This is a genomic window from Ensifer sp. Root127 (assembly GCF_001425225.1).
GTDB lineage: Bacteria > Pseudomonadota > Alphaproteobacteria > Rhizobiales > Rhizobiaceae > Ensifer > Ensifer canadensis.
Window position 1 is genome coordinate 483990 of sequence record NZ_LMDX01000023.1, and the last position, 16841, is coordinate 500830.

Here is a 16841-nt window from a genome sequence, read left to right on the forward strand (position 1 = left end):
GCTGTCAATCATCTGAACCACAGCACCGTTCAGGTTCGAGATCGCTCTACGGCGACATCGCTGCGGCAGTCAGGAGCGTGAAGGACCATGCGCGTGTCTATCGGCTGTCGGCGGGCAAGGAGCCGCCGGAAACCACCTTTATCAACATCTCAGGCAAGCAGATGAATACGGTCCATGCCAATGACTTCCATTTCTACGAGGAGCTGAACAGCGTCATCCAGACCGAGCCGGGCGATGCATTCGATCCCGAAATTGTCGGCCTGTTCGCATCTATTGGCATAAAGAAGGGCAAGCCGTTCGCGCCTGATACCCGCATGAGGGCAATCCTCACCGAGGCTGTTGCGGTCGGCAATGCGACGGCCCGGTCCATGGTCTTTGCTCCCCGCGATGAACGCGCGAAATTTTACCCCGACCGTCAATGGAACAATGGCTTCATCGGCAACAGCTATCAGTTCCTGAACGACGGCGAACGCATGCTCGACGCGCGCACGATGTTCCACTACGCGGCGACGGGGATCACACCTGCGATGGCAGATGCGAAGCCCGGCACCGGCTCAGCCTACGCGTTTGCGGTCAGGGACTCGACCGGAACCTATCTCGACGGCAGCAAGACATACAAAATCACCTTGCCTGCCCCCGTTCCGGTCGGACAGTTCTGGTCGTTCACGGTGTATGACAATCAGACCAGATCAATGCTGGAGACTGACCAGAAGCTCGCAGGCATCGACAGCAATCAGCCGGGCATCAAGAAGAACGAGGACGGTTCGGTGACAGTCTGGTTCTCTCCAGAGGCTCCGTCGGGACAAGAGGGAAACTGGGTTCAAACCATACCCGGCAAGGGCTGGAATTCGCTGTTGCGGCTGTATGCTCCATTGGAGCCATGGTTCGACAAGAGTTGGAAGCCAGGCGACTTCGAGAGGGTTGATTGAACACGCGCCGCGGGTTCCGGATGTTTTGCATACGGTCCGACACCCGCCCCGCTGGGAAGTCACCGAAGAAATGAACCACAGGCACTGCATGAGTGCTAGATTTCTTGCGTCTGCCGCCGTGGCAAGTGTTTCTGCCCCCATCGCTTTTTTCAGCGCAGCCAATGACCGGTTATTGGCTGCGCTAGCGATTTTCGAGAGGTTCGCCTCACGTCCGCTGTCGGAGGCACAAGCTTCGATCCTGCGGGGCGGCGTCTTTATGAGTACATGGCCTCGTCGGAAGGTTGCCGCAGCGGAGGCAACCTTCTTTTTTGGTTATGCAGAACCAACTTACTCGGGGCGCTAGGCAGCACCCCGTGGCGCGCGCCGGGCGCGAACCAGCATCGGACCGTATTCGATGCAGAACAGCGCAAAGGCTGTGATCCAGAGTGCTCCCGATAGCGCGAGCAGGTGATGATAGTGCGCCGGCAGGATCTCGGCGAAGGGGCGCGCCAGCGCCGCGCCGATGATGGCGATGTAAGAGGCGCAGCTGAGGTTCGATGCAGCCAATGGCCGTCCGGTGTGTCCGCGGCTTGCGCGCGTCATGACGGCCAGCATCATGCAGGCTATGACCCCAACGGTCATCACATGCATGACGGGGTACGCGTCGAGAGCGCTGACCGCGCCTGCCGCAACGGCGGCAAAGCCGAGTGGAACGAAGGCATAGGCCGCGTGCAGGACGAACACGATCTTGTCCGGCCACGTGGTCCACCCGCGCCAGCGGATAAGCCGGGCCGCCTGCAGCAACGAGGCGGCGGACGCTACCGTAGCCGTGACGATGTGTTGCGGCGCGAAGGTCCAGCAGACAAGAGCAGCGACGCCGACGAGAATCGTCACTGTGTCAAAGCGGTTATAGGGAACCGGAAAGTCGGTCCGGCCGAACTTGTTCAGCCAGTTGCGGGTGAAGCTTGGCAGAATTCTGCCGCCGACAATCATGATCAGCATGACATAAGCGCCGATCGCCAGCCGTGCCGCCGCGTCGACGTCGAGCTCACGGACGACGGAGATATGGAACCACGCATTGGCGGCTGAAAGAAGAACCAGACCGCCGACGATTTTCAGATCTTTCCACTTCCGACCGACGATGATTTCGCGCGCGCAGATCGCGAGCAACGCCGGCATGAAGGCGGCCTCGATGATCACTGCGAACTTCAATCCGATAACATCGGTTGCAAGCAGCGCCAGCCGCCCGGCAACCCACAGGGCGAACAGGTAGGCGAGCGGCCTGCCAGAAACTGGCAGCCTGCCGGTCCAGTTCGGAACAGCGGTCAAAAGGAAGCCTGCGAGTACGGCGGATGAGAACCCGAAGAGCATCTCGTGTGCGTGCCAATGGGCAGGGCCATATTCGCCGGCAATGTCGATACCCGTGGTAAGGGCGGCAATCCATCCGGCCATGGCGAAGATCGCCCAGAGACTGGCGCCGAGGAAGAAGGGTCTGAAGCCATAGGAAAAGAGAACGGGACCGGTGGTGGCGATTCCGCGCGGGATTCCTCCGCTGGGCCTTGGTTTGCTGAAGTAACTAAACATTGTTCGATCCTGTTCTTTCGTCGAGCGGACGGGTGGATGGGATCGATTTATCCGGGGCTTGCCGAGGCATCTTTGCGAAAACGCAATTATAGAGCCTGGCGAACGCCGCCCCCGCGAAGATTTGCAGAAAAACATCCACTTTCCGGGGCGATTTGTTCCAAGACAAAGACGTCATTCGCTCTCGGTTCTACTTGAGGCATGACTACTGAAAAACCGGTGGTCAAAACCTGAGGTGAGCCCGCCAGGGACGGCAGAGGACACCGTAACACGTTGAATTTCGGCATGATTTTCGGACGGCCACTCCGGTCGCGCGGTCATGCCCAAGGAGAGCAATGATGACAGAACAGCTGCAGATGACTCGCCGGACGATTCTGGCCGGCGCCGCCTTCGCTGGCGCGCTGACGCCGATCCTGACGGCGACCTCGACCCAGGCCGCAACGGCCGCCGCTCCCGCGGCAGCGGACACGGCGCCGGTCGACATTGCGACAATTGAACGGGTCAAGGTCGACCTCGTCGCTCCGCCCTTCGTTCATGCTCACGATCAGGTCGCCAAGACCGGCCCGCGCGTGGTCGAGTTCACCATGACCATCGAAGAAAAGAAGCTGGTCATTGACGGCGACGGCACCGAAGTGCACGCCATGACCTTCAATGGCTCGGTTCCCGGTCCGCTGATGGTCGTCCACGAGAACGACTATGTCGAACTCAGATTGATCAACCCCGCCACCAACACGCTGCTGCACAATATCGACTTTCACGCAGCAACGGGGGCCTTGGGCGGTGGCGGCCTGACGCAGGTCAATCCCGGCGAGGAGACGACCTTGCGCTTCAAGGCGACCAAGCCTGGCGTCTTCGTCTACCATTGCGCGCCGGAAGGCATGGTGCCCTGGCACGTCACGTCGGGCATGAACGGCGCCATCATGGTGCTGCCGCGTGACGGGCTTAAGGATGAGAAGGGACAGCCGCTGACTTATGACAAGGTCTACTACGTGGGCGAGCAGGATTTCTACATCCCGCGCGACGAAGCCGGCAACTACAAGAAATACGAAACGCCCGGCGAAGCCTATGAAGATACCGTCAAGGTGATGCGCACGCTGACCCCGACCCACGTCGTCTTCAATGGCGCGGTCGGAGCGCTGACCGGCGAGAAGGCGCTGACAGCGGCCGTTGGCGAACATGTGCTCGTCATCCACTCGCAGGCCAACCGCGATACACGGCCACACCTGATCGGTGGACACGGCGACTATGTCTGGGCAACCGGCAAATTCCGTAATCCGCCCGAGCTCGATCAGGAAACCTGGTTCATTCCGGGCGGCACGGCCGGCGCGGCCTTCTACACATTCCGGCAGCCGGGCATCTATGCCTACGTCAACCACAACCTGATCGAGGCCTTCGAACTGGGCGCGGCCGGACACTTCAAGGTCACCGGCGAGTGGAACGACGATCTGATGACCTCGGTCGTCAAGCCGGCTTCGATGTAACCCCGATATGACAATCGGCCGCGTTGCCCGAAGAGGTCTTTGGGCAGCGCGAGGCAGCGACAAAGGCATGCGCCGGATCCATCGGCGCATGCCAATAGGAGGGGAAGAACATGCGCGATAGACGTCACAAGAATTCGGTTTCGGTGTTTTCCGTCGCCGTTCCAGCTTTGCTGCTGGTTGCCATCGGCGGGGTGCTTTCGGCCAAGGTCGGGCTGCTGGATGACCTCGACGCAACGGTCGACACCCGCATCGAAGCGCCAGTGACAGTGACGATCGAGCCGCGCCGCATGGAATACCGGGCCGAAGGCCACTTCATCAAGAATGGCTTTGCCGTCGATGCACCGCTGGTTGATGCGACGCTCGCGAAACCGTTCAGGATCATGAAGTACCAGGTTAGCCGCACGGACTATCAGCGTTGCGTCGAAGACGGCGCCTGCGAGAAGGGTGAGCCGGCGGCAAGCCTCGGCAATGATACCCCGATGACCGGCGTCAACTACACCGACGCCAGCAACTATGCCGCCTGGCTGACGGAAAAGACGGGGCAGGTCTGGCGTCTGCCGACCGATCGGCAATGGGCCTTTGCGGCCGGCCGGAAATTTCCCGACGACGCGCTCGGCATTGACGGCAGCAAGGACAATCCGGCGCTGAGGTGGCTTGCCGACTACGAGCGCGAATCCGCGCGGCAGAAGTCGAAGAACCCAATGCCGCAACCGTCGGGCACGTTCGGCGAAAACGAATTCGGCGTCGCCGATCTCGACGGCAATGTCTGGGAATGGACGCAGACCTGCCACCGTCGCGTGACGATCGGCGTCGATGGCGAAGTGCTGAAGATATCGCCAGCCTGCGGGATCTACGTCGTCGACGGCAAGCACCGTGCGTCGATGAGCTTTTTCATTCGCGATCCGAAGAGCGGCGGTTGCGCGGTCGGCGTGCCGCCGGACAATCTCGGCTTCCGCCTGGTTCGCGACGATCGTTGGTATGCGGACATGCTGTACGCCTTCGAGCGCCGTTTCCCCGGTGCGGTGTAACAGCGCGGGGCCTTGATTATCGCCGCTTAAGGGCGGCGAAAGGGTGTTGTCCGCTTCTTCCTCCCGATCGCACGTGATATAGCAGCCCGCATCGCCGATCCGCAGGAGACAGGAAACGACGTGGCTGCACTGGACCGAACACTCGTCAAATCACTCCCGCTGTTTCAGAAGATGAGCGATCAGGAGCTGGACAAGCTCCTGGCGCACGCGACCGTGCGGCGCGTCCCCCAGAATGAGGCCGTCTTCGAGCAGGGGGCTGCGGCGGATTCGTTCTATCTGCTTCTGCACGGACGCCTTAAGGTCACTCAGGTCACCCGCGACGGACAACAGATCATCGTCCGTGTCGTCAATCCGGGCGATCTGTTCGGCTTTGCCCGCGCGCTGCAGCGCAGCGACTATCCGGGAACGGCGATGACGGCAACGGAAAGCCTCGTCCTCGCCTGGCCGACCGAGCTCTGGAACGTGTTCGTCGAGAGCAATCCGCATCTGGCCATCAATGCGATGCACACGATCGGCCAGCGGCTCGACGAGGCCCATACCCGCATCCGCGAGATGTCGACCGAGGAAGTCGAACGCCGCGTCGCGCACGCGGTTCTGCGGCTGGCCGAACAGGCGGGTAAGCGCGAAGAGCTTGGCGTGCGCATCGATTTTCCCATTTCCCGGCAGGACATAGCCGAAATGACCGGCACGACGCTCCACACCGTCTCGCGCATTCTCAGCGCGTGGGAGGGGCGGGGACTGGTGCAGGGCGGACGACAGAAGCTGCTCCTTTGCGATTTGCCAGGGCTGCGACGTCTCGCTGAACAAGTCGAGAAGAGCTAAGGAATGACTGCCCCTCCACGAGGTGTGTTGCTTCCAGACGTCCGGTCAGGGCCGGTGGCCGGCTGCAATCCCTACTGCATGTTTCCTTAAATCCTATTCGATTTAAGGAAACATGCAGTAATTCAAAGTGCTGCAGCGATCTTTGCGCGTCTAATAAGACGCGCGGCGCTGTAGTCACCTTCGGACGAATGCAGTACCTATGGGCAAACTTTAGAGCGCCGTGCGTTCAGATGAACGCACAAAGGACGCTCTAGCACTTTGATTCTAGAGCATCTTATCCGCTTTCGGTGATTCTACTTGAAAGGGGATGCTCTAGTCGCGGGGTCCAATGGATCGACTTGATGCTATGCGGGTACTGCTTGCGGTGGTCGACGCCGGAAGTTTGTCGGCTGGCAGCCGCAAGCTGAATGCTCCCTTGCCGAGTGTCAGCCGCAAAGTCGCTGATCTCGAGCGGCACCTCGGTGCAAACCTAATCATTCGCACAAGCCGAAACCTGCAACTTACTGATGCCGGTCGTGATTATGTCGAAGCGGCGCGGAAGATCGTGTCCGACCTGGAGGAGGCCGAGCGACGCGCCTCGGGTGAATATCAAACACCGCGCGGAACGTTGACGATCACGATGCCGGTGGAGTTCGGAAGCCGCTACGTGCTGCCGATTGCATTGGACTTCATGGACAAGCACCCGGAAGTCTCCTTGAACATCTTGTCGTTGGACCGCTCAGTCAATCTCGTCAACGAGCAGGTGGATGTTGCCATTCGTCTCGGGGAACTTGCCGACAGCTCTCTTTACGCAGTCAAGGCTGGCGAGTTTCGCCTTCTGACGGTTGCCAGTCCAGCTTATCTCAAGCGGCATGGCGTGCCTGAGCATCCGAGCGACCTGCCGAAGCATGACGGCATCATGTTCAACAACCGCTCGTTCTTCTGGGGATTTGACGTCGACGGTAAACTGATCGAAGCTCTTCCGGTCACCCGGCTCGAAGTCAACACGGCGGCAAATTGTGTTGCCGCCGCGTTAGGTGGAGTCGGCATCTCCAGGGTCTTTGACTACCAGGTGCCAGAGGAGCTCTCCACCGGCGCGCTTGTGCCGATCCTGCAAGGTTATGGCGGCGAGGCGAAACCGATCCACATCGTTTATTCGCGTCAAGGGCTACTCGCATTGAAGGTGCGCGCCTTCATCGACTGGGCCCTGCCGCGGCTCCGTACGACTTGCAGTGGGTATGGATCGGCGGCCTGACAGCTACGCCCCGTCACCGAAATGAAGCTCGAACCTCTTCGATCGTTTGCTTCGGGCTCTGCAGATGAGGGTAATGCCCAACGCCGGCAAGAAGATTGAGTTTTGCGGAGAGCCTTGAGGCGAGTTCGAGCCCCATTTCCTTCTTGATGTAGAGGTCCTTCTCACCCCAAACCACATTTACGGGTGTTTTGAACCTGGCCAATTGGGTTTCAAAATGGTCCTGGTCCCGCGTGAAGTGAGAATAATAATACGAGAAAGCGTCTGCCGTCGTCAAAGCGCCGTGGTTCCAGCCATTGGCCATGTCGTCCTTGAATTCCTTCGATACCTCGAACTGAGCTTCTTGGGGCAGGCCTCGTCTGAAGGCGTTCTCGAGGATATCGGCGCGATTCTTGTTCAGTTGGGCGCGCGCCTGGTCGGTCGATCCCGCCACTTTCAGGCTTTGCAGGCTCTCGTACATGTACTGGGGCCTGTTGAAGGGAGCGAAGTCGCCGACAATGATCGTCCTGGCGATATCAGGCTTTTCCAATGCCAGGAGCAGCGCTGGCAGGGCTCCGATGTCGGTTGCGTAGATCGTCAACTTCGAGGTGTCGATATCCGCTTTCGCCAGGTATTCGTTCAAGACGCGCGCGTAGTCCTTGGGCGCATAGGAAAATCTGTCGACCGCTGGCCGTGATGAGAGACCGTAACCTGGCCAGTCGAAAGCATGAACCTCGTAGTCATTGCCAAGGGCGAGCGAAACATCTTTCCAGGCATAGAGGGTCTCCGGAAAGCCATGCAGGAAGAGAACGGTCCCCTTCGGTCTCGGGTTATGCACCACCATTCTTCTAAGCGTGATGTCTGCATCGATCTTCAGGAAGTCGATGTTGGCCTTTGGTTGTTGGCTGTCTTCGGCGCTTGCCGGAGCGATGGCAGAGCAAAGCACCGCGGCGGCCGCGAACAACGTCCGAATGGATGATTTTGGCATGTCAGTTTCCTCAATGTAGCGTCAGATCAGTAGACCAGGCGATCGACTTGCGCCTGAAGGCGAGGGCCGATCAGGAGGATTGCGGGAATGACGATCACGTAGCCGATCCCCCAGGAACGCAGCCACGTCAGGACAAATCCATTCGAAAAGCCCAGATTGAAGGCGAGAAGCGAGAAGGAGATGATCCCCGTCGTCACGACGCCCATCGACAGGGCGAATGCGATTTTCCGTTTCAGATGTATGTGCATGTCTTTCTCCCAGAAGGCTTGGAAATAGCGGTTCAATCAGCCTGCTTGTCGTCAGCGACGAGTTCAGGACCTGGCATAAGAATTGAGCGCCACGCCCGCGGCCGGTAGAGCAAGAATGCGAGAGGCAGCCTCTTGATGTCGGCAAGTCCCAAACGGGGCGGAATGACATACACCAGTCGCGAAAGGACGAAATGTCATGTCGCGAACGCACCCGAAGGCCCTTGTGACCTACGCGTCATGCGCGATCGGTCTCCTTTATGCCGATCGGCTGGCGCGCCGCGGATACGATGTTGTGATGCTTGCAAATGGTGCTGATCGACCAGCCGCGCTTGCACGTATTCTGCAAGCCGAAACCGATGCGGCGGTCGAGATCATCACTCCAAACCTTTGCACCGATCGCGGCCTGGATGACGTGGAAGCCAGTTTCGCGCGAGGAACCGGCTTTGACGTCGTCGTCAATAACCTCGGCCTGCCTCCCGGCAAGGCACTGGCCGAAGCTTCTGCGGCAGATCTCGACCGCCTGATTGGCACGAATGTGAGGGCATACACGCGCATTTCGGCGGCCGCCGCCCGGAACATGGCCCTTCGGCGCCACGGTGCGATTATCAACGTGGCGTCGGCCGGCGGCATCGCACCCGAAACTGCAACCGGCGTCTACGGCGCGAGCAAGGCCTTCCTGATCGCCCTGGCCCGCACGATGCAACACGAACTGGGACATCACGGCGTTTATGTACAATTGGTTCTGACCGCCGCAATCCGCACCGATGTCTGGCCATTTGCGGGATGTGAAGCCGAACTTCTGCCCGGAATGATGTGTGCCGCCGACCTGGTGGATGCCGCATTGGTCGGATTCGACCGCCGCGAGCCGCTGACCATTCCCTCTCTGGCGAAGGCAAGCCAATGGGCGCGGTACGAACACGCGCGCAAGACGCTGCTCGATGATCTCGTGAATGGCGAGTTGGCGCCGCGATATCGGCGCCTTGTCTGACCCGAGACTACGAAACGAGAGGCTGGCTCTCATTTCCCCTCAGTACCGGTCGCCGGGTGTCCAGCCTAATCTAAAGGGCATGAGCAGAGACCGAAGCTCGCCAGCGATGACGGCCTGCCTTCACCACAATCAGAGAGGAACGACGATGCAAGAGACGTTGGGAAAAGCTGTCATTACCGGTGCATCGAGCGGTATCGGTGCGCTTTACGCTGATCGCCTGGCTCGGAAGGGTTATGATCTGATCCTCGTCGCGCGAAACGGCGATCGGCTGCGGCGAGCTGCTGCAACCATTCACGAGCAGACGGGCCGCACGGTTGAAACGGTCACGGCCGACCTGACGGTCGCGGACGATGTGGCGCGGGTCGCGGCGCAGATCGCCGGTGATCCGCGGATAACTATGCTGGTCAATAATGCCGGCGTCGGCGCAACTGCGCCTCTGCTCCAATCTGACGCTCACGCCATGAGCGCGATGATCGCACTCAACGTCGACGCTCTGATGCGCCTCACCTATGCCGCGGTGCCTGCCTTCGTCGAGCGGAACAGGGGCACTATCATCAATATCGCTTCGATCGTGGCGGTTGCACCTGAGAGGCTGAATGGCGTCTACGGCGGCACGAAGGCCTTTGTTCTCGCCTTCAGCCAGAGCCTGCGTCAGGAGCTCGCCGACAGCAACGTTCATGTGCAGGTCGTGTTGCCAGGCGCCACTGCGACCGACTTCTGGGATATCGCCGGCTTGCCCGTGCAGCACTTGCCCCAGGAAATCGTCATGCCGGCCGATGCCTTGGTCGACGCCGCGCTCATGGGTCTCTCCCGCAACGAATTCGTTACGATCCCCAGCCTTCACGATGTCGGCGAGTGGGACACCTTCGAGGCTGCCCGCCAGGCGATGGCCGACAATCTGTCTACGAACAAACCCGCCGACCGCTACCTGGCCAACTGACCACCATTGAGGGCACACGGGCGACAACGTCGACGCCCGGCAGTGCCCTCGAACGAACGCTTAGATCAAGGGAAGCGCGAAGGCTCTATCGCTGTGTAGCATAGAGAAACATTGGCCATGGAACCAGCAGACGGCGGGACCGCCTCGCTTGGCTTGGCAGATCGGGGCCAGTTATGGACAGACAGTTTTATATCGGCGTTTTCGCGGCGATTTTTGCCGCATTCGCCTTTTCCCTCAACTTCATCGTGCCGTTCGTCATCGGCGATTACTCTACCTTCGATTTTGCTCTGATCCGCCATGTCGTTTCGGCGGTGGTTGGCGTGTATATCTTGGTGATCACCAAGGGGGTGGCGCAGTACCTTACCCCCGGCAACTGGCTCATCGCCACGTGGCTCGCCTTCATCGGCTATGTCGGCTATTTCCTCACGGTTACGGGCGCGGCCATCTATGCCGGGCCGGTGATTGCGCCCGCATTCCTCGGACTTGTCCCGATCGTTCTGGCCCTCATCGGCAATCGGCGGCAGGGATCCCTGCCGTGGCGATTTTTGATGATGCCGCTCATGCTGGTGTTGTTCGGTCTTGTTCTTGTCAACAGCGCCGCGTTCACCGAGGTCGGATTGGATTCTGTGCGTTCACTCTGGATTGGGGTTCCACTTTCTATCGCAGCCGTCGTGTTGTGGGTATGGTTTGCCATTGCTAACCAGGCAGCACTGGCCGCCAGACCGGGCATGCCTTCAGGTGTGTGGTCGGCTCTCATCCTCATCGGCGGCGGCATTTTGATGCTGGTTTTCTACCCGATTGGCGCAGCGATGGGGCTGTTCCAGCTTCCCAAGCTTGGTTTCGGATGGGGCACCGCTGCACCATTGTACCTGTGGGGTGTGTCGCTCGCTCTGGTGGCGACAGTTGGCGGCGTCTGGACCTGGAATGTGGCCGCGCGCAGCCTGCCGGTCGCGCTGGCGGCTCAATTGATCGTTTCAGAAACGGCCTTCGGCGTCATTGGTGGGCTCATTGTCCATGCTCGAATACCGACGGTTTTGGAAGGCGCCGGCGTTGCGATACTGATCGCCGGGGTCGTTCTGGCGATCCGTGTGTTCCACGGAAGAAGGGCCTGTTGAAGCGACCCATCATTCCATTTCTCCGGTAGCCTGGCGCGATTTTCGTCAGTTGGCTTCACCCATTGCCAGGACGATTTTTCCCTTCGGTCTCGGCAGCTCGCCTTCGAGCATCAAGTGCGCGTCCTTCGCTTGCTCAAACCGTAATGTCGCCCCGACATTCATCCGGAGGGCACCTCGGGAGACGAGAGAGGAGATGCGGGCAAGGCTTTCGGTCGATACGTCGACGAGAAAAAATTTGGACAGGACCTGGTGCTGTGCGGCCAGAGCCTGGTCCGGAACCGAAACGGCCGAAATCAATCGCCCTCCCTTTTTCAGCACCCGGAACGATCGCGTTTGGGTTTCTCCGCCCACCAGATCGATGACGGCATCGACATCGCGAATTTCGTCCTCAAATCTGGTTTTTGTATAGTCGATGACCGTTTCGCCACCGAGAGCAACAACGCTTTCGATGTCACCCGACGCGGCGGTGCACACTGTCCGAAGGCCCGCTTCTCTGGCGAATTGCACGGCATAGGCGCCGACGTTTCCCGCCGAACCGTGGATCAGCACAGTTTGGCCCCTTTCCAAACCAGCCTGATCGAAAAGTGCCTGCCATGCTGTCACCGCGATCACGGGCAGCGATGCCGCAGCGACGTGGTCAATCGACACTGGTTTGTGATCGAGCATGGAAGCACTGGCGACTGCGTATTGCGCGTATCCACCACAAAAGCGCTTGTTGGTGACGCCATAGACATCATCTCCAACCTTGAACCGCGTCACCCCAGCGCCGACCGCGCCGACCTCGCCTGAGATGTCCGAACCGAGAATGAGAGGGAGAGGCTGGGGCAGGGCGCTGTTGCCGGCGCGAATCCACCCATCCCAAGGGCCAACACCAGCTGCATGAACCTTGACGATGACCTCGTTCATCCTTGGCTCTGGAGTGTCCACGCGCTCTAACTGCATTACATCTGGCGGCCCGAACTGATGGACGCGCCATGCCTTTCCTGAGAAGGTCTTTGAGACATCCGGCATGTGTTTTCCTCTCGATGTTAGTGCAGTGACGAGCGCGCTGCTCACAGTGAAACAGCCCGGGCTCCACCGCCAAATCGCGTTGGGCCGCGCTGCGGACGCGCGATCGGCCGCGGTCCGCGAGCGCTGTTTCGAGGCTATCTGCCAATCGCCGCGTGGGGCACATTCCTGAAGCTTATGGCCATCCGATTGTAGGCGTTCATGAGGCTGATCGCGATCGTGAGATCGACGCGTTCGCGTTCGCTGAAGACGGCGCTGACAGCGTCATAGGCGTCACTAGGCACACCCGTCTCTGCCACGCGCGTCACTGTTTCGGCCCATGCGAGCGCCGCACGCTCGCGCTCGTCGAAGAGAGGGCCGGCTTCCCGCCAGGCTTGAAGCAACGCGATCTTCTCGATCTGCTGCCCCTTCTTCAAAAGATCCCGCGTGTGCATGTCGAGACAATAGGCACAGTTGTTGATCTGGGAAACACGCAGATAGACCAGCTCGAGCAAAACGGATGGGAGGCCGCTTTGCATGACGTAACCGTAGACACCGCCCAGCGCTTTCGCGCCGGCAGGAGCGATTTGGTTATAGTCCAGACGGGCTGACATCTGTTCATTCCTTTGTGTTGGCTGTGGTGGTCAGTTCCTTGTCGTCGGTGTCGACGACAAAGACAGCCAGAAGCTTCGCGGGTTCGGTCTTGCTCGCGTTGCGGCTTACGAGGTGGCTGGAGCCAGGGGTCTCGTAGAAGCTTTCGCCGGGACGATAGGTCCTCTTGGGCTCATCGTTCACCTGTGACTCGATTTCTCCCGACAGAACATAGGCAAAAATGAACGCCGATTTTGCATGGACATGTGGCAGTGACGCTCCGCCTGGACCGTAATCGACGACCACGGCGCGAACCGACTTGCCGGGAATGTTCGGAATATTCTGCTCGAAGGCCGGCGTAACTGTTTCGAGGGGATCATGCGCGGCGACGGGCATCGCAACGGCAATGGCGACTGCGGCGCAGGCTGCACCGATGATGGATCGTGCATTCATGATGACATTTCTCCTTTGTGGCCTGTTCATCTACTCGCTATAAATACCCCTCGACTGGTCCTGTAATAAGCACCAGGAACGCGCGAAAATCTTGTACCACGGGACGGAATGGCTAAACCGCTTGAGCTGCAGATTGATCGCACTGCGAAGACCCCGCTGGCGGACCAGATCTGCATGGGCATCACTGCCGCGATCGACAGTGGCGTATTGGCATCAGGCGCGCGCCTACCCTCCTGGATAGACTTGGCGGCCCAACTTGGCGTCGCCCGTGGCACCGTTCGGCTGGCCTACGATAAACTGGTGGCGGCTCAGCTTATCGTTGCATCTCGCGCAACGGGAACGCGTGTAACGGAGCGACCGATCCTATCCCGGCGACAGGATTCCCCACCGGAGCCTGGCTCCTTCATGGAGCGGTATCAGGAGATGATCGCGGGCCCGGCAATCTTCCAGATGGGCGTGCCGGCGAAGGAGACCTTTCCCGCAAAACTCTTCGCCAGGATCCGGTCACAAAGTGTGCGCGCCGAGGCGAGCGCACCGGCGATGTATCCGGACCCACGCGGCGAACTCGAGCTGCGGCGAGAGATCGCCGCCTATCTTGCCATTGCGCGCGGGATCGAGTGTTTGCCCTCTCAGATCCTCATCACTTGCGGTTTTGCCAGCGGCCTTGGATTGACGCTCCACACGCTGGGGCTCGAAGGACGCAAGGCCTGGATGGAGGATCCCGGGTTTCCGTTCACGCGGCGCGGGCTAGAGCTGGCGAGATTGTCGCCTGTCCCTGTCCCGGTTGACGCCGACGGCATCGATGTCGACTACGGCCTTCGCACCGCTCCAGACGCGGGGCTAGTCGTTGTGACACCTGGACAGCAGGCCCCAACTGGAATGACGCTTTCGCTCGGGCGGCGATTGCGCCTTCTCGATTGGGCCGAGCAGGCGGGAGCTTGGGTAATCGAGGATGATTATTTGGGCGAGTTGCAACTGACAGGCCGCGCCGCGCCGGCACTCGCCTCGATTGATCGTGCAGGCCGGGTCATCCATATCGGCTCGTTCAGCAAGACCATAAGTCCGACATTGCGCCTCGGCTTTGTCCACGTGCCGCGGTCTCTGGAAGCCCGCTTCGCCGAGGTTGCTGCATGTTTGGCGCCTCCGCCCGGGCCATCCGTACAACTCGCCACCGCGGAGTTTATTTGCGAGGGGCATTTCTTGCGGCATCTGCGGCGCACGAAACGCGCATACACGGCACGCCGAGACGCATTGCTGCGGTGTCTGGAAGCGCGCGCAGACGGGATCATCGTCACGACAGCGGGTCTGGCCGTTCTGTTGCGCCTCGCCGATGGCGCTCCGGATGTTTCCATCGTGCGCGAAACGCTACCGTTCGGCCTGGCGCCGGCACCGTTGTCGGTATGGCACGCATCGCCGGCCCTTGCGAAACCCGGTCTGCTTTTGGGCGTTGCCACGTGCCCTCAGCAATATGTCGAGCGGTCTTGTGACCGCCTTCTCGAAATTATTCATCGCTGCACATCGTCGCGATGAGGAAGGCACCGGCCCAATCCGTCGGTCTTTTCTGACAGCCTGATCACGGATCCAATGTGCCAACCTTCAAAGGTGGCGGTCAACATACTCCGCCACTCGCGTGCACAAGGGCGAAAGAACGGAGCCTGAGGCCAGCAAGGGGCAGTCTATGGGAGCGCTGGTGATCGCGATCAATCACAGCCGGTGCTTGTCAGCTAGAGGCGCGGGGTTCTGGGTGAGAACTCCTCATCGAGATCCTCGAAATGAAAAGGCGGAGCGAGCGTTCCGTGTGCCTCAGTTGTGGCGAGGAGACCGTCACTGGACCGACTGATTGGCACGAACGGTGCCCTCTTGAAATCGCCGGAGTAAAACAGGGAGGCCGCTGCGGCGACGCAGAAGGCAAGAAAAAGATTGATGATGCCGGACATTTCACGTGCCTTGCTTTGATATTGGCGCCCAATCCGCGGCCAGTGTTCCAGGTGATGCTTGCCCCGACCATTTACCGCCAAACCACATGGCCTGCAGGCAAGTCTCGACGCCTTGACACAGATCGATAACGCACCTGGAACACTGGTATTCGTTGCGCATGTAGACGTAACCTTGATTTTTCAAGCGTTTGTATCCGATGCCAACGAACCCATCTTCCTGCGAGCGCGTATACCGGATATGTCTGCCAAGGGGCATTTCTGTAATCATTTGTATCCGCGCAGGCGGATTGCGGCGGCGCCCTGCCGAAAGTGATTATCGCAACGGCGCTTTCACGACCGTTTCTATCCTTGCGACACCCTCCAGCGTACGATGGACCGGGCATTTGTCGGCGATTTCAGCGATCTTGTCTCGAAGCTCCTCTGAGACCTCGCCGTCGATCGAAATGACGCGTTCGAAGCGATCAATCCTGCCGCCAGTGCTGCGCTCAGATTCCGTGCATTCCACACAATCCCTGGCATGGATCTTCGTGTGGGAGACATCAACGCCGATGCGCCCGAGCGGCAGATTCTTGTATTCGGCGTATTGGCGCAGCGTCATCGACGTGCAGGCGCCGAGCGCAATGGACAGGAAGTCATAGGGTGACGGGCCGGAATCGAGGCCGTCCATTGCCTTGGGTTCATCGGCGAAAAGACGATGGCTGCCGGCCTGGACGGTGTTCTGAAATTTGCCGCCGCCTGTCTCCGTCACCCGCACATGCTCTATCGGCTCCGCGCCTTGCGGCGTATCGGCAGCGAGATAGCGCGTCATCCATCCTGAAATGACCCGTCCGGCAAAGGCCGCGTCCTCAAGATTTGTGAGCAAGTGGTCTGCCTTGTCCAGCGATATGAAGCTTTTTGGATGTCTGGCTGCGCCGAAGATTTCGGTAGCGTTGTCGATGCCGACGGTTTCGTCCAAGGGGCTATGCAAAATGAGCAGTGGCTTTTTCAGCGACGCGACGGCGTCCTTGATGCGGTGCGCACGCGCATCCTCGACAAATTGCATTTTGACGAGGAACTTGCGTCCGGCGAGATCCACTTCCGCCGAACCGGACGTCTCGATCTCCTTGAGGCTCGCGCCCAAGTTCTTCAACACGTGGCCGACATCGGCCGGTGCGCCAATCGTTGCAACCGCGCGGACTTCAGCAATGTCCTTGGCCGCCGCGAGCACTGCGGCCCCGCCGAGCGAATGACCGACCAGCAACGAGGGTGCCTGGAAGTGATGACGTAGATAGTTGGCCGCCGAGACAAGGTCGGCAACATTCGAGGAGAAATTCGTCGATGCGAATTCGCCTTCACTCGATCCCAACCCCGTGAAGTCGAAACGTAGGACAGCGATACCCTCTCGGGCCAGTTCCGCTGCGATCCGGCGCGCCGACGCGAGGTCCTTGGAACAGGCAAAACAATGGGCAAACAGAGCGTAGGCGCGCAGGGGCCCGCTGGGGAAGTCGAGCCGGGCGGCAAGAGTTGCTCCGGAATGCCCGGTAAATTGAAGCCGTTGCGAACTGAAAGCCATAGGAATGCTCCT

17 protein-coding genes are annotated in these 16841 nt (G+C 59.9%); 9 read left to right on the forward strand and 8 right to left on the reverse strand.

All coding sequences use genetic code 11. The features are described 5' to 3' along the window. The first annotated feature begins 77 nt into the window (after positions 1-77). Positions 78-929: a DUF1214 domain-containing protein gene (locus ASD03_RS24445; RefSeq protein WP_244494261.1), complete on the forward strand. Its 852-nt coding sequence runs from the start codon at positions 78-80 to the stop codon at positions 927-929. 339 nt (positions 930-1268) lie between these two features. Here ASD03_RS24445 and ASD03_RS24450 read toward each other — a convergent pair whose 3' ends face one another. Next, the gene (locus tag ASD03_RS24450) at positions 1269-2492 is read right to left on the reverse strand and encodes an NnrS family protein (protein WP_057217023.1); all 1224 of its coding nucleotides are present in this window, start codon (positions 2490-2492) and stop codon (positions 1269-1271) included. Positions 2493-2827: 335 nt separating this feature from the next. On the opposite strand from ASD03_RS24450, the gene nirK reads away from it, so the two are divergent. From nirK to ASD03_RS24470, 4 genes are all read left to right on the forward strand, one after another. After that, on the forward strand, positions 2828-3970 hold the full coding sequence (nirK, locus tag ASD03_RS24455) for a copper-containing nitrite reductase (RefSeq protein WP_057217232.1): 1143 nt from the start codon (positions 2828-2830) through the stop codon (positions 3968-3970). Positions 3971-4080: 110 nt separating this feature from the next. Beyond that, a complete protein-coding gene (locus tag ASD03_RS24460; protein WP_057207224.1) occupies positions 4081-4998 on the forward strand; it encodes an SUMF1/EgtB/PvdO family nonheme iron enzyme in 918 nt (305 codons plus the stop codon). A gap of 120 nt (positions 4999-5118) precedes the next feature. Beyond that, on the forward strand, positions 5119-5820 hold the full coding sequence (locus ASD03_RS24465) for a Crp/Fnr family transcriptional regulator (RefSeq protein ID WP_025430196.1): 702 nt from the start codon (positions 5119-5121) through the stop codon (positions 5818-5820). 328 nt (positions 5821-6148) lie between these two features. Next, entirely contained in the window at positions 6149-7054 is a 906-nt protein-coding gene (locus ASD03_RS24470) for a LysR substrate-binding domain-containing protein (RefSeq protein WP_057217025.1), read from the forward strand. Between the two features lie 13 nt (positions 7055-7067). On the opposite strand, the gene ASD03_RS24475 is transcribed toward ASD03_RS24470, so the two are convergent. Both ASD03_RS24475 and ASD03_RS24480 read right to left on the reverse strand, forming a co-directional pair. Further along, positions 7068-8018 (reverse strand): alpha/beta hydrolase, encoded by a 951-nt coding sequence (locus ASD03_RS24475; RefSeq protein WP_057217027.1) that lies wholly within the window; start codon positions 8016-8018, stop codon positions 7068-7070. 26 nt (positions 8019-8044) lie between these two features. Further along, positions 8045-8266: a DUF2798 domain-containing protein gene (locus tag ASD03_RS24480; RefSeq protein ID WP_025430193.1), complete on the reverse strand. Its 222-nt coding sequence runs from the start codon at positions 8264-8266 to the stop codon at positions 8045-8047. A gap of 196 nt (positions 8267-8462) precedes the next feature. Between ASD03_RS24480 and ASD03_RS24485 the strand changes: the two genes are divergently transcribed. The 3 genes from ASD03_RS24485 (at position 8463) to ASD03_RS24495 (ending at position 11309) form a co-directional block, all read left to right on the forward strand. Beyond that, positions 8463-9254: an SDR family NAD(P)-dependent oxidoreductase gene (locus tag ASD03_RS24485; RefSeq protein WP_057217029.1), complete on the forward strand. Its 792-nt coding sequence runs from the start codon at positions 8463-8465 to the stop codon at positions 9252-9254. Positions 9255-9399: 145 nt separating this feature from the next. Further along, a complete protein-coding gene (locus ASD03_RS24490; protein ID WP_057217031.1) occupies positions 9400-10194 on the forward strand; it encodes an SDR family oxidoreductase in 795 nt (264 codons plus the stop codon). Between the two features lie 173 nt (positions 10195-10367). Next, positions 10368-11309 (forward strand): DMT family transporter, encoded by a 942-nt coding sequence (locus ASD03_RS24495; protein WP_025430190.1) that lies wholly within the window; start codon positions 10368-10370, stop codon positions 11307-11309. Between the two features lie 45 nt (positions 11310-11354). Here ASD03_RS24495 and ASD03_RS24500 read toward each other — a convergent pair whose 3' ends face one another. The 3 genes from ASD03_RS24500 to ASD03_RS24510 form a co-directional block, all read right to left on the reverse strand. Next, a complete protein-coding gene (locus ASD03_RS24500) occupies positions 11355-12320 on the reverse strand; it encodes an NADP-dependent oxidoreductase (protein WP_057217033.1) in 966 nt (321 codons plus the stop codon). A gap of 134 nt (positions 12321-12454) precedes the next feature. After that, positions 12455-12910 carry a carboxymuconolactone decarboxylase family protein gene (locus ASD03_RS24505; RefSeq protein ID WP_025430188.1) on the reverse strand — a complete coding sequence of 152 codons (456 nt, stop codon included), beginning with the start codon at positions 12908-12910 and terminating at the stop codon, positions 12455-12457. Positions 12911-12914: 4 nt separating this feature from the next. Then, positions 12915-13340, reverse strand: a complete 426-nt coding sequence (locus ASD03_RS24510; RefSeq protein ID WP_057217035.1) for a cupin domain-containing protein — start codon at positions 13338-13340, stop codon at positions 12915-12917. A gap of 108 nt (positions 13341-13448) precedes the next feature. Between ASD03_RS24510 and ASD03_RS24515 the strand changes: the two genes are divergently transcribed. Next, positions 13449-14870 carry a PLP-dependent aminotransferase family protein gene (locus ASD03_RS24515; protein WP_057217037.1) on the forward strand — a complete coding sequence of 474 codons (1422 nt, stop codon included), beginning with the start codon at positions 13449-13451 and terminating at the stop codon, positions 14868-14870. A 194-nt stretch (positions 14871-15064) separates the two neighbouring features. Here ASD03_RS24515 and ASD03_RS24520 read toward each other — a convergent pair whose 3' ends face one another. Further along, the gene (locus ASD03_RS24520; protein ID WP_057217039.1) at positions 15065-15277 is read right to left on the reverse strand and encodes a hypothetical protein; all 213 of its coding nucleotides are present in this window, start codon (positions 15275-15277) and stop codon (positions 15065-15067) included. 313 nt (positions 15278-15590) lie between these two features. Continuing rightward, positions 15591-16829, reverse strand: a complete 1239-nt coding sequence (locus tag ASD03_RS24525) for a bifunctional alpha/beta hydrolase/OsmC family protein (RefSeq protein WP_057217041.1) — start codon at positions 16827-16829, stop codon at positions 15591-15593. Positions 16830-16841 lie beyond the last annotated feature (12 nt).

What these genes read in the sequence shown, in the direction of transcription:
- ASD03_RS24480 (WP_025430193.1), bottom strand. Translation starts at nt 8,266, where the DNA reads ATGCACATACATCTGAAACGGAAAATCGCATTCGCCCTGTCGATGGGC.
- ASD03_RS24500 (WP_057217033.1), bottom strand. Translation starts at nt 12,320, where the DNA reads ATGCCGGATGTCTCAAAGACCTTCTCAGGAAAGGCATGGCGCGTCCAT.
- ASD03_RS24505 (WP_025430188.1), bottom strand. Translation starts at nt 12,910, where the DNA reads ATGTCAGCCCGTCTGGACTATAACCAAATCGCTCCTGCCGGCGCGAAA.
- ASD03_RS24485 (WP_057217029.1), top strand. Translation starts at nt 8,463, where the DNA reads ATGTCGCGAACGCACCCGAAGGCCCTTGTGACCTACGCGTCATGCGCG.
- ASD03_RS24490 (WP_057217031.1), top strand. Translation starts at nt 9,400, where the DNA reads ATGCAAGAGACGTTGGGAAAAGCTGTCATTACCGGTGCATCGAGCGGT.
- ASD03_RS24515 (WP_057217037.1), top strand. Translation starts at nt 13,449, where the DNA reads ATGGCTAAACCGCTTGAGCTGCAGATTGATCGCACTGCGAAGACCCCG.
- ASD03_RS24475 (WP_057217027.1), bottom strand. Translation starts at nt 8,018, where the DNA reads ATGCCAAAATCATCCATTCGGACGTTGTTCGCGGCCGCCGCGGTGCTT.
- ASD03_RS24460 (WP_057207224.1), top strand. Translation starts at nt 4,081, where the DNA reads ATGCGCGATAGACGTCACAAGAATTCGGTTTCGGTGTTTTCCGTCGCC.
- ASD03_RS24520 (WP_057217039.1), bottom strand. Translation starts at nt 15,277, where the DNA reads ATGTCCGGCATCATCAATCTTTTTCTTGCCTTCTGCGTCGCCGCAGCG.
- ASD03_RS24510 (WP_057217035.1), bottom strand. Translation starts at nt 13,340, where the DNA reads ATGAATGCACGATCCATCATCGGTGCAGCCTGCGCCGCAGTCGCCATT.
- nirK (WP_057217232.1), top strand. Translation starts at nt 2,828, where the DNA reads ATGACAGAACAGCTGCAGATGACTCGCCGGACGATTCTGGCCGGCGCC.
- ASD03_RS24495 (WP_025430190.1), top strand. Translation starts at nt 10,368, where the DNA reads ATGGACAGACAGTTTTATATCGGCGTTTTCGCGGCGATTTTTGCCGCA.
- ASD03_RS24450 (WP_057217023.1), bottom strand. Translation starts at nt 2,492, where the DNA reads ATGTTTAGTTACTTCAGCAAACCAAGGCCCAGCGGAGGAATCCCGCGC.
- ASD03_RS24525 (WP_057217041.1), bottom strand. Translation starts at nt 16,829, where the DNA reads ATGGCTTTCAGTTCGCAACGGCTTCAATTTACCGGGCATTCCGGAGCA.
- ASD03_RS24470 (WP_057217025.1), top strand. Translation starts at nt 6,149, where the DNA reads ATGGATCGACTTGATGCTATGCGGGTACTGCTTGCGGTGGTCGACGCC.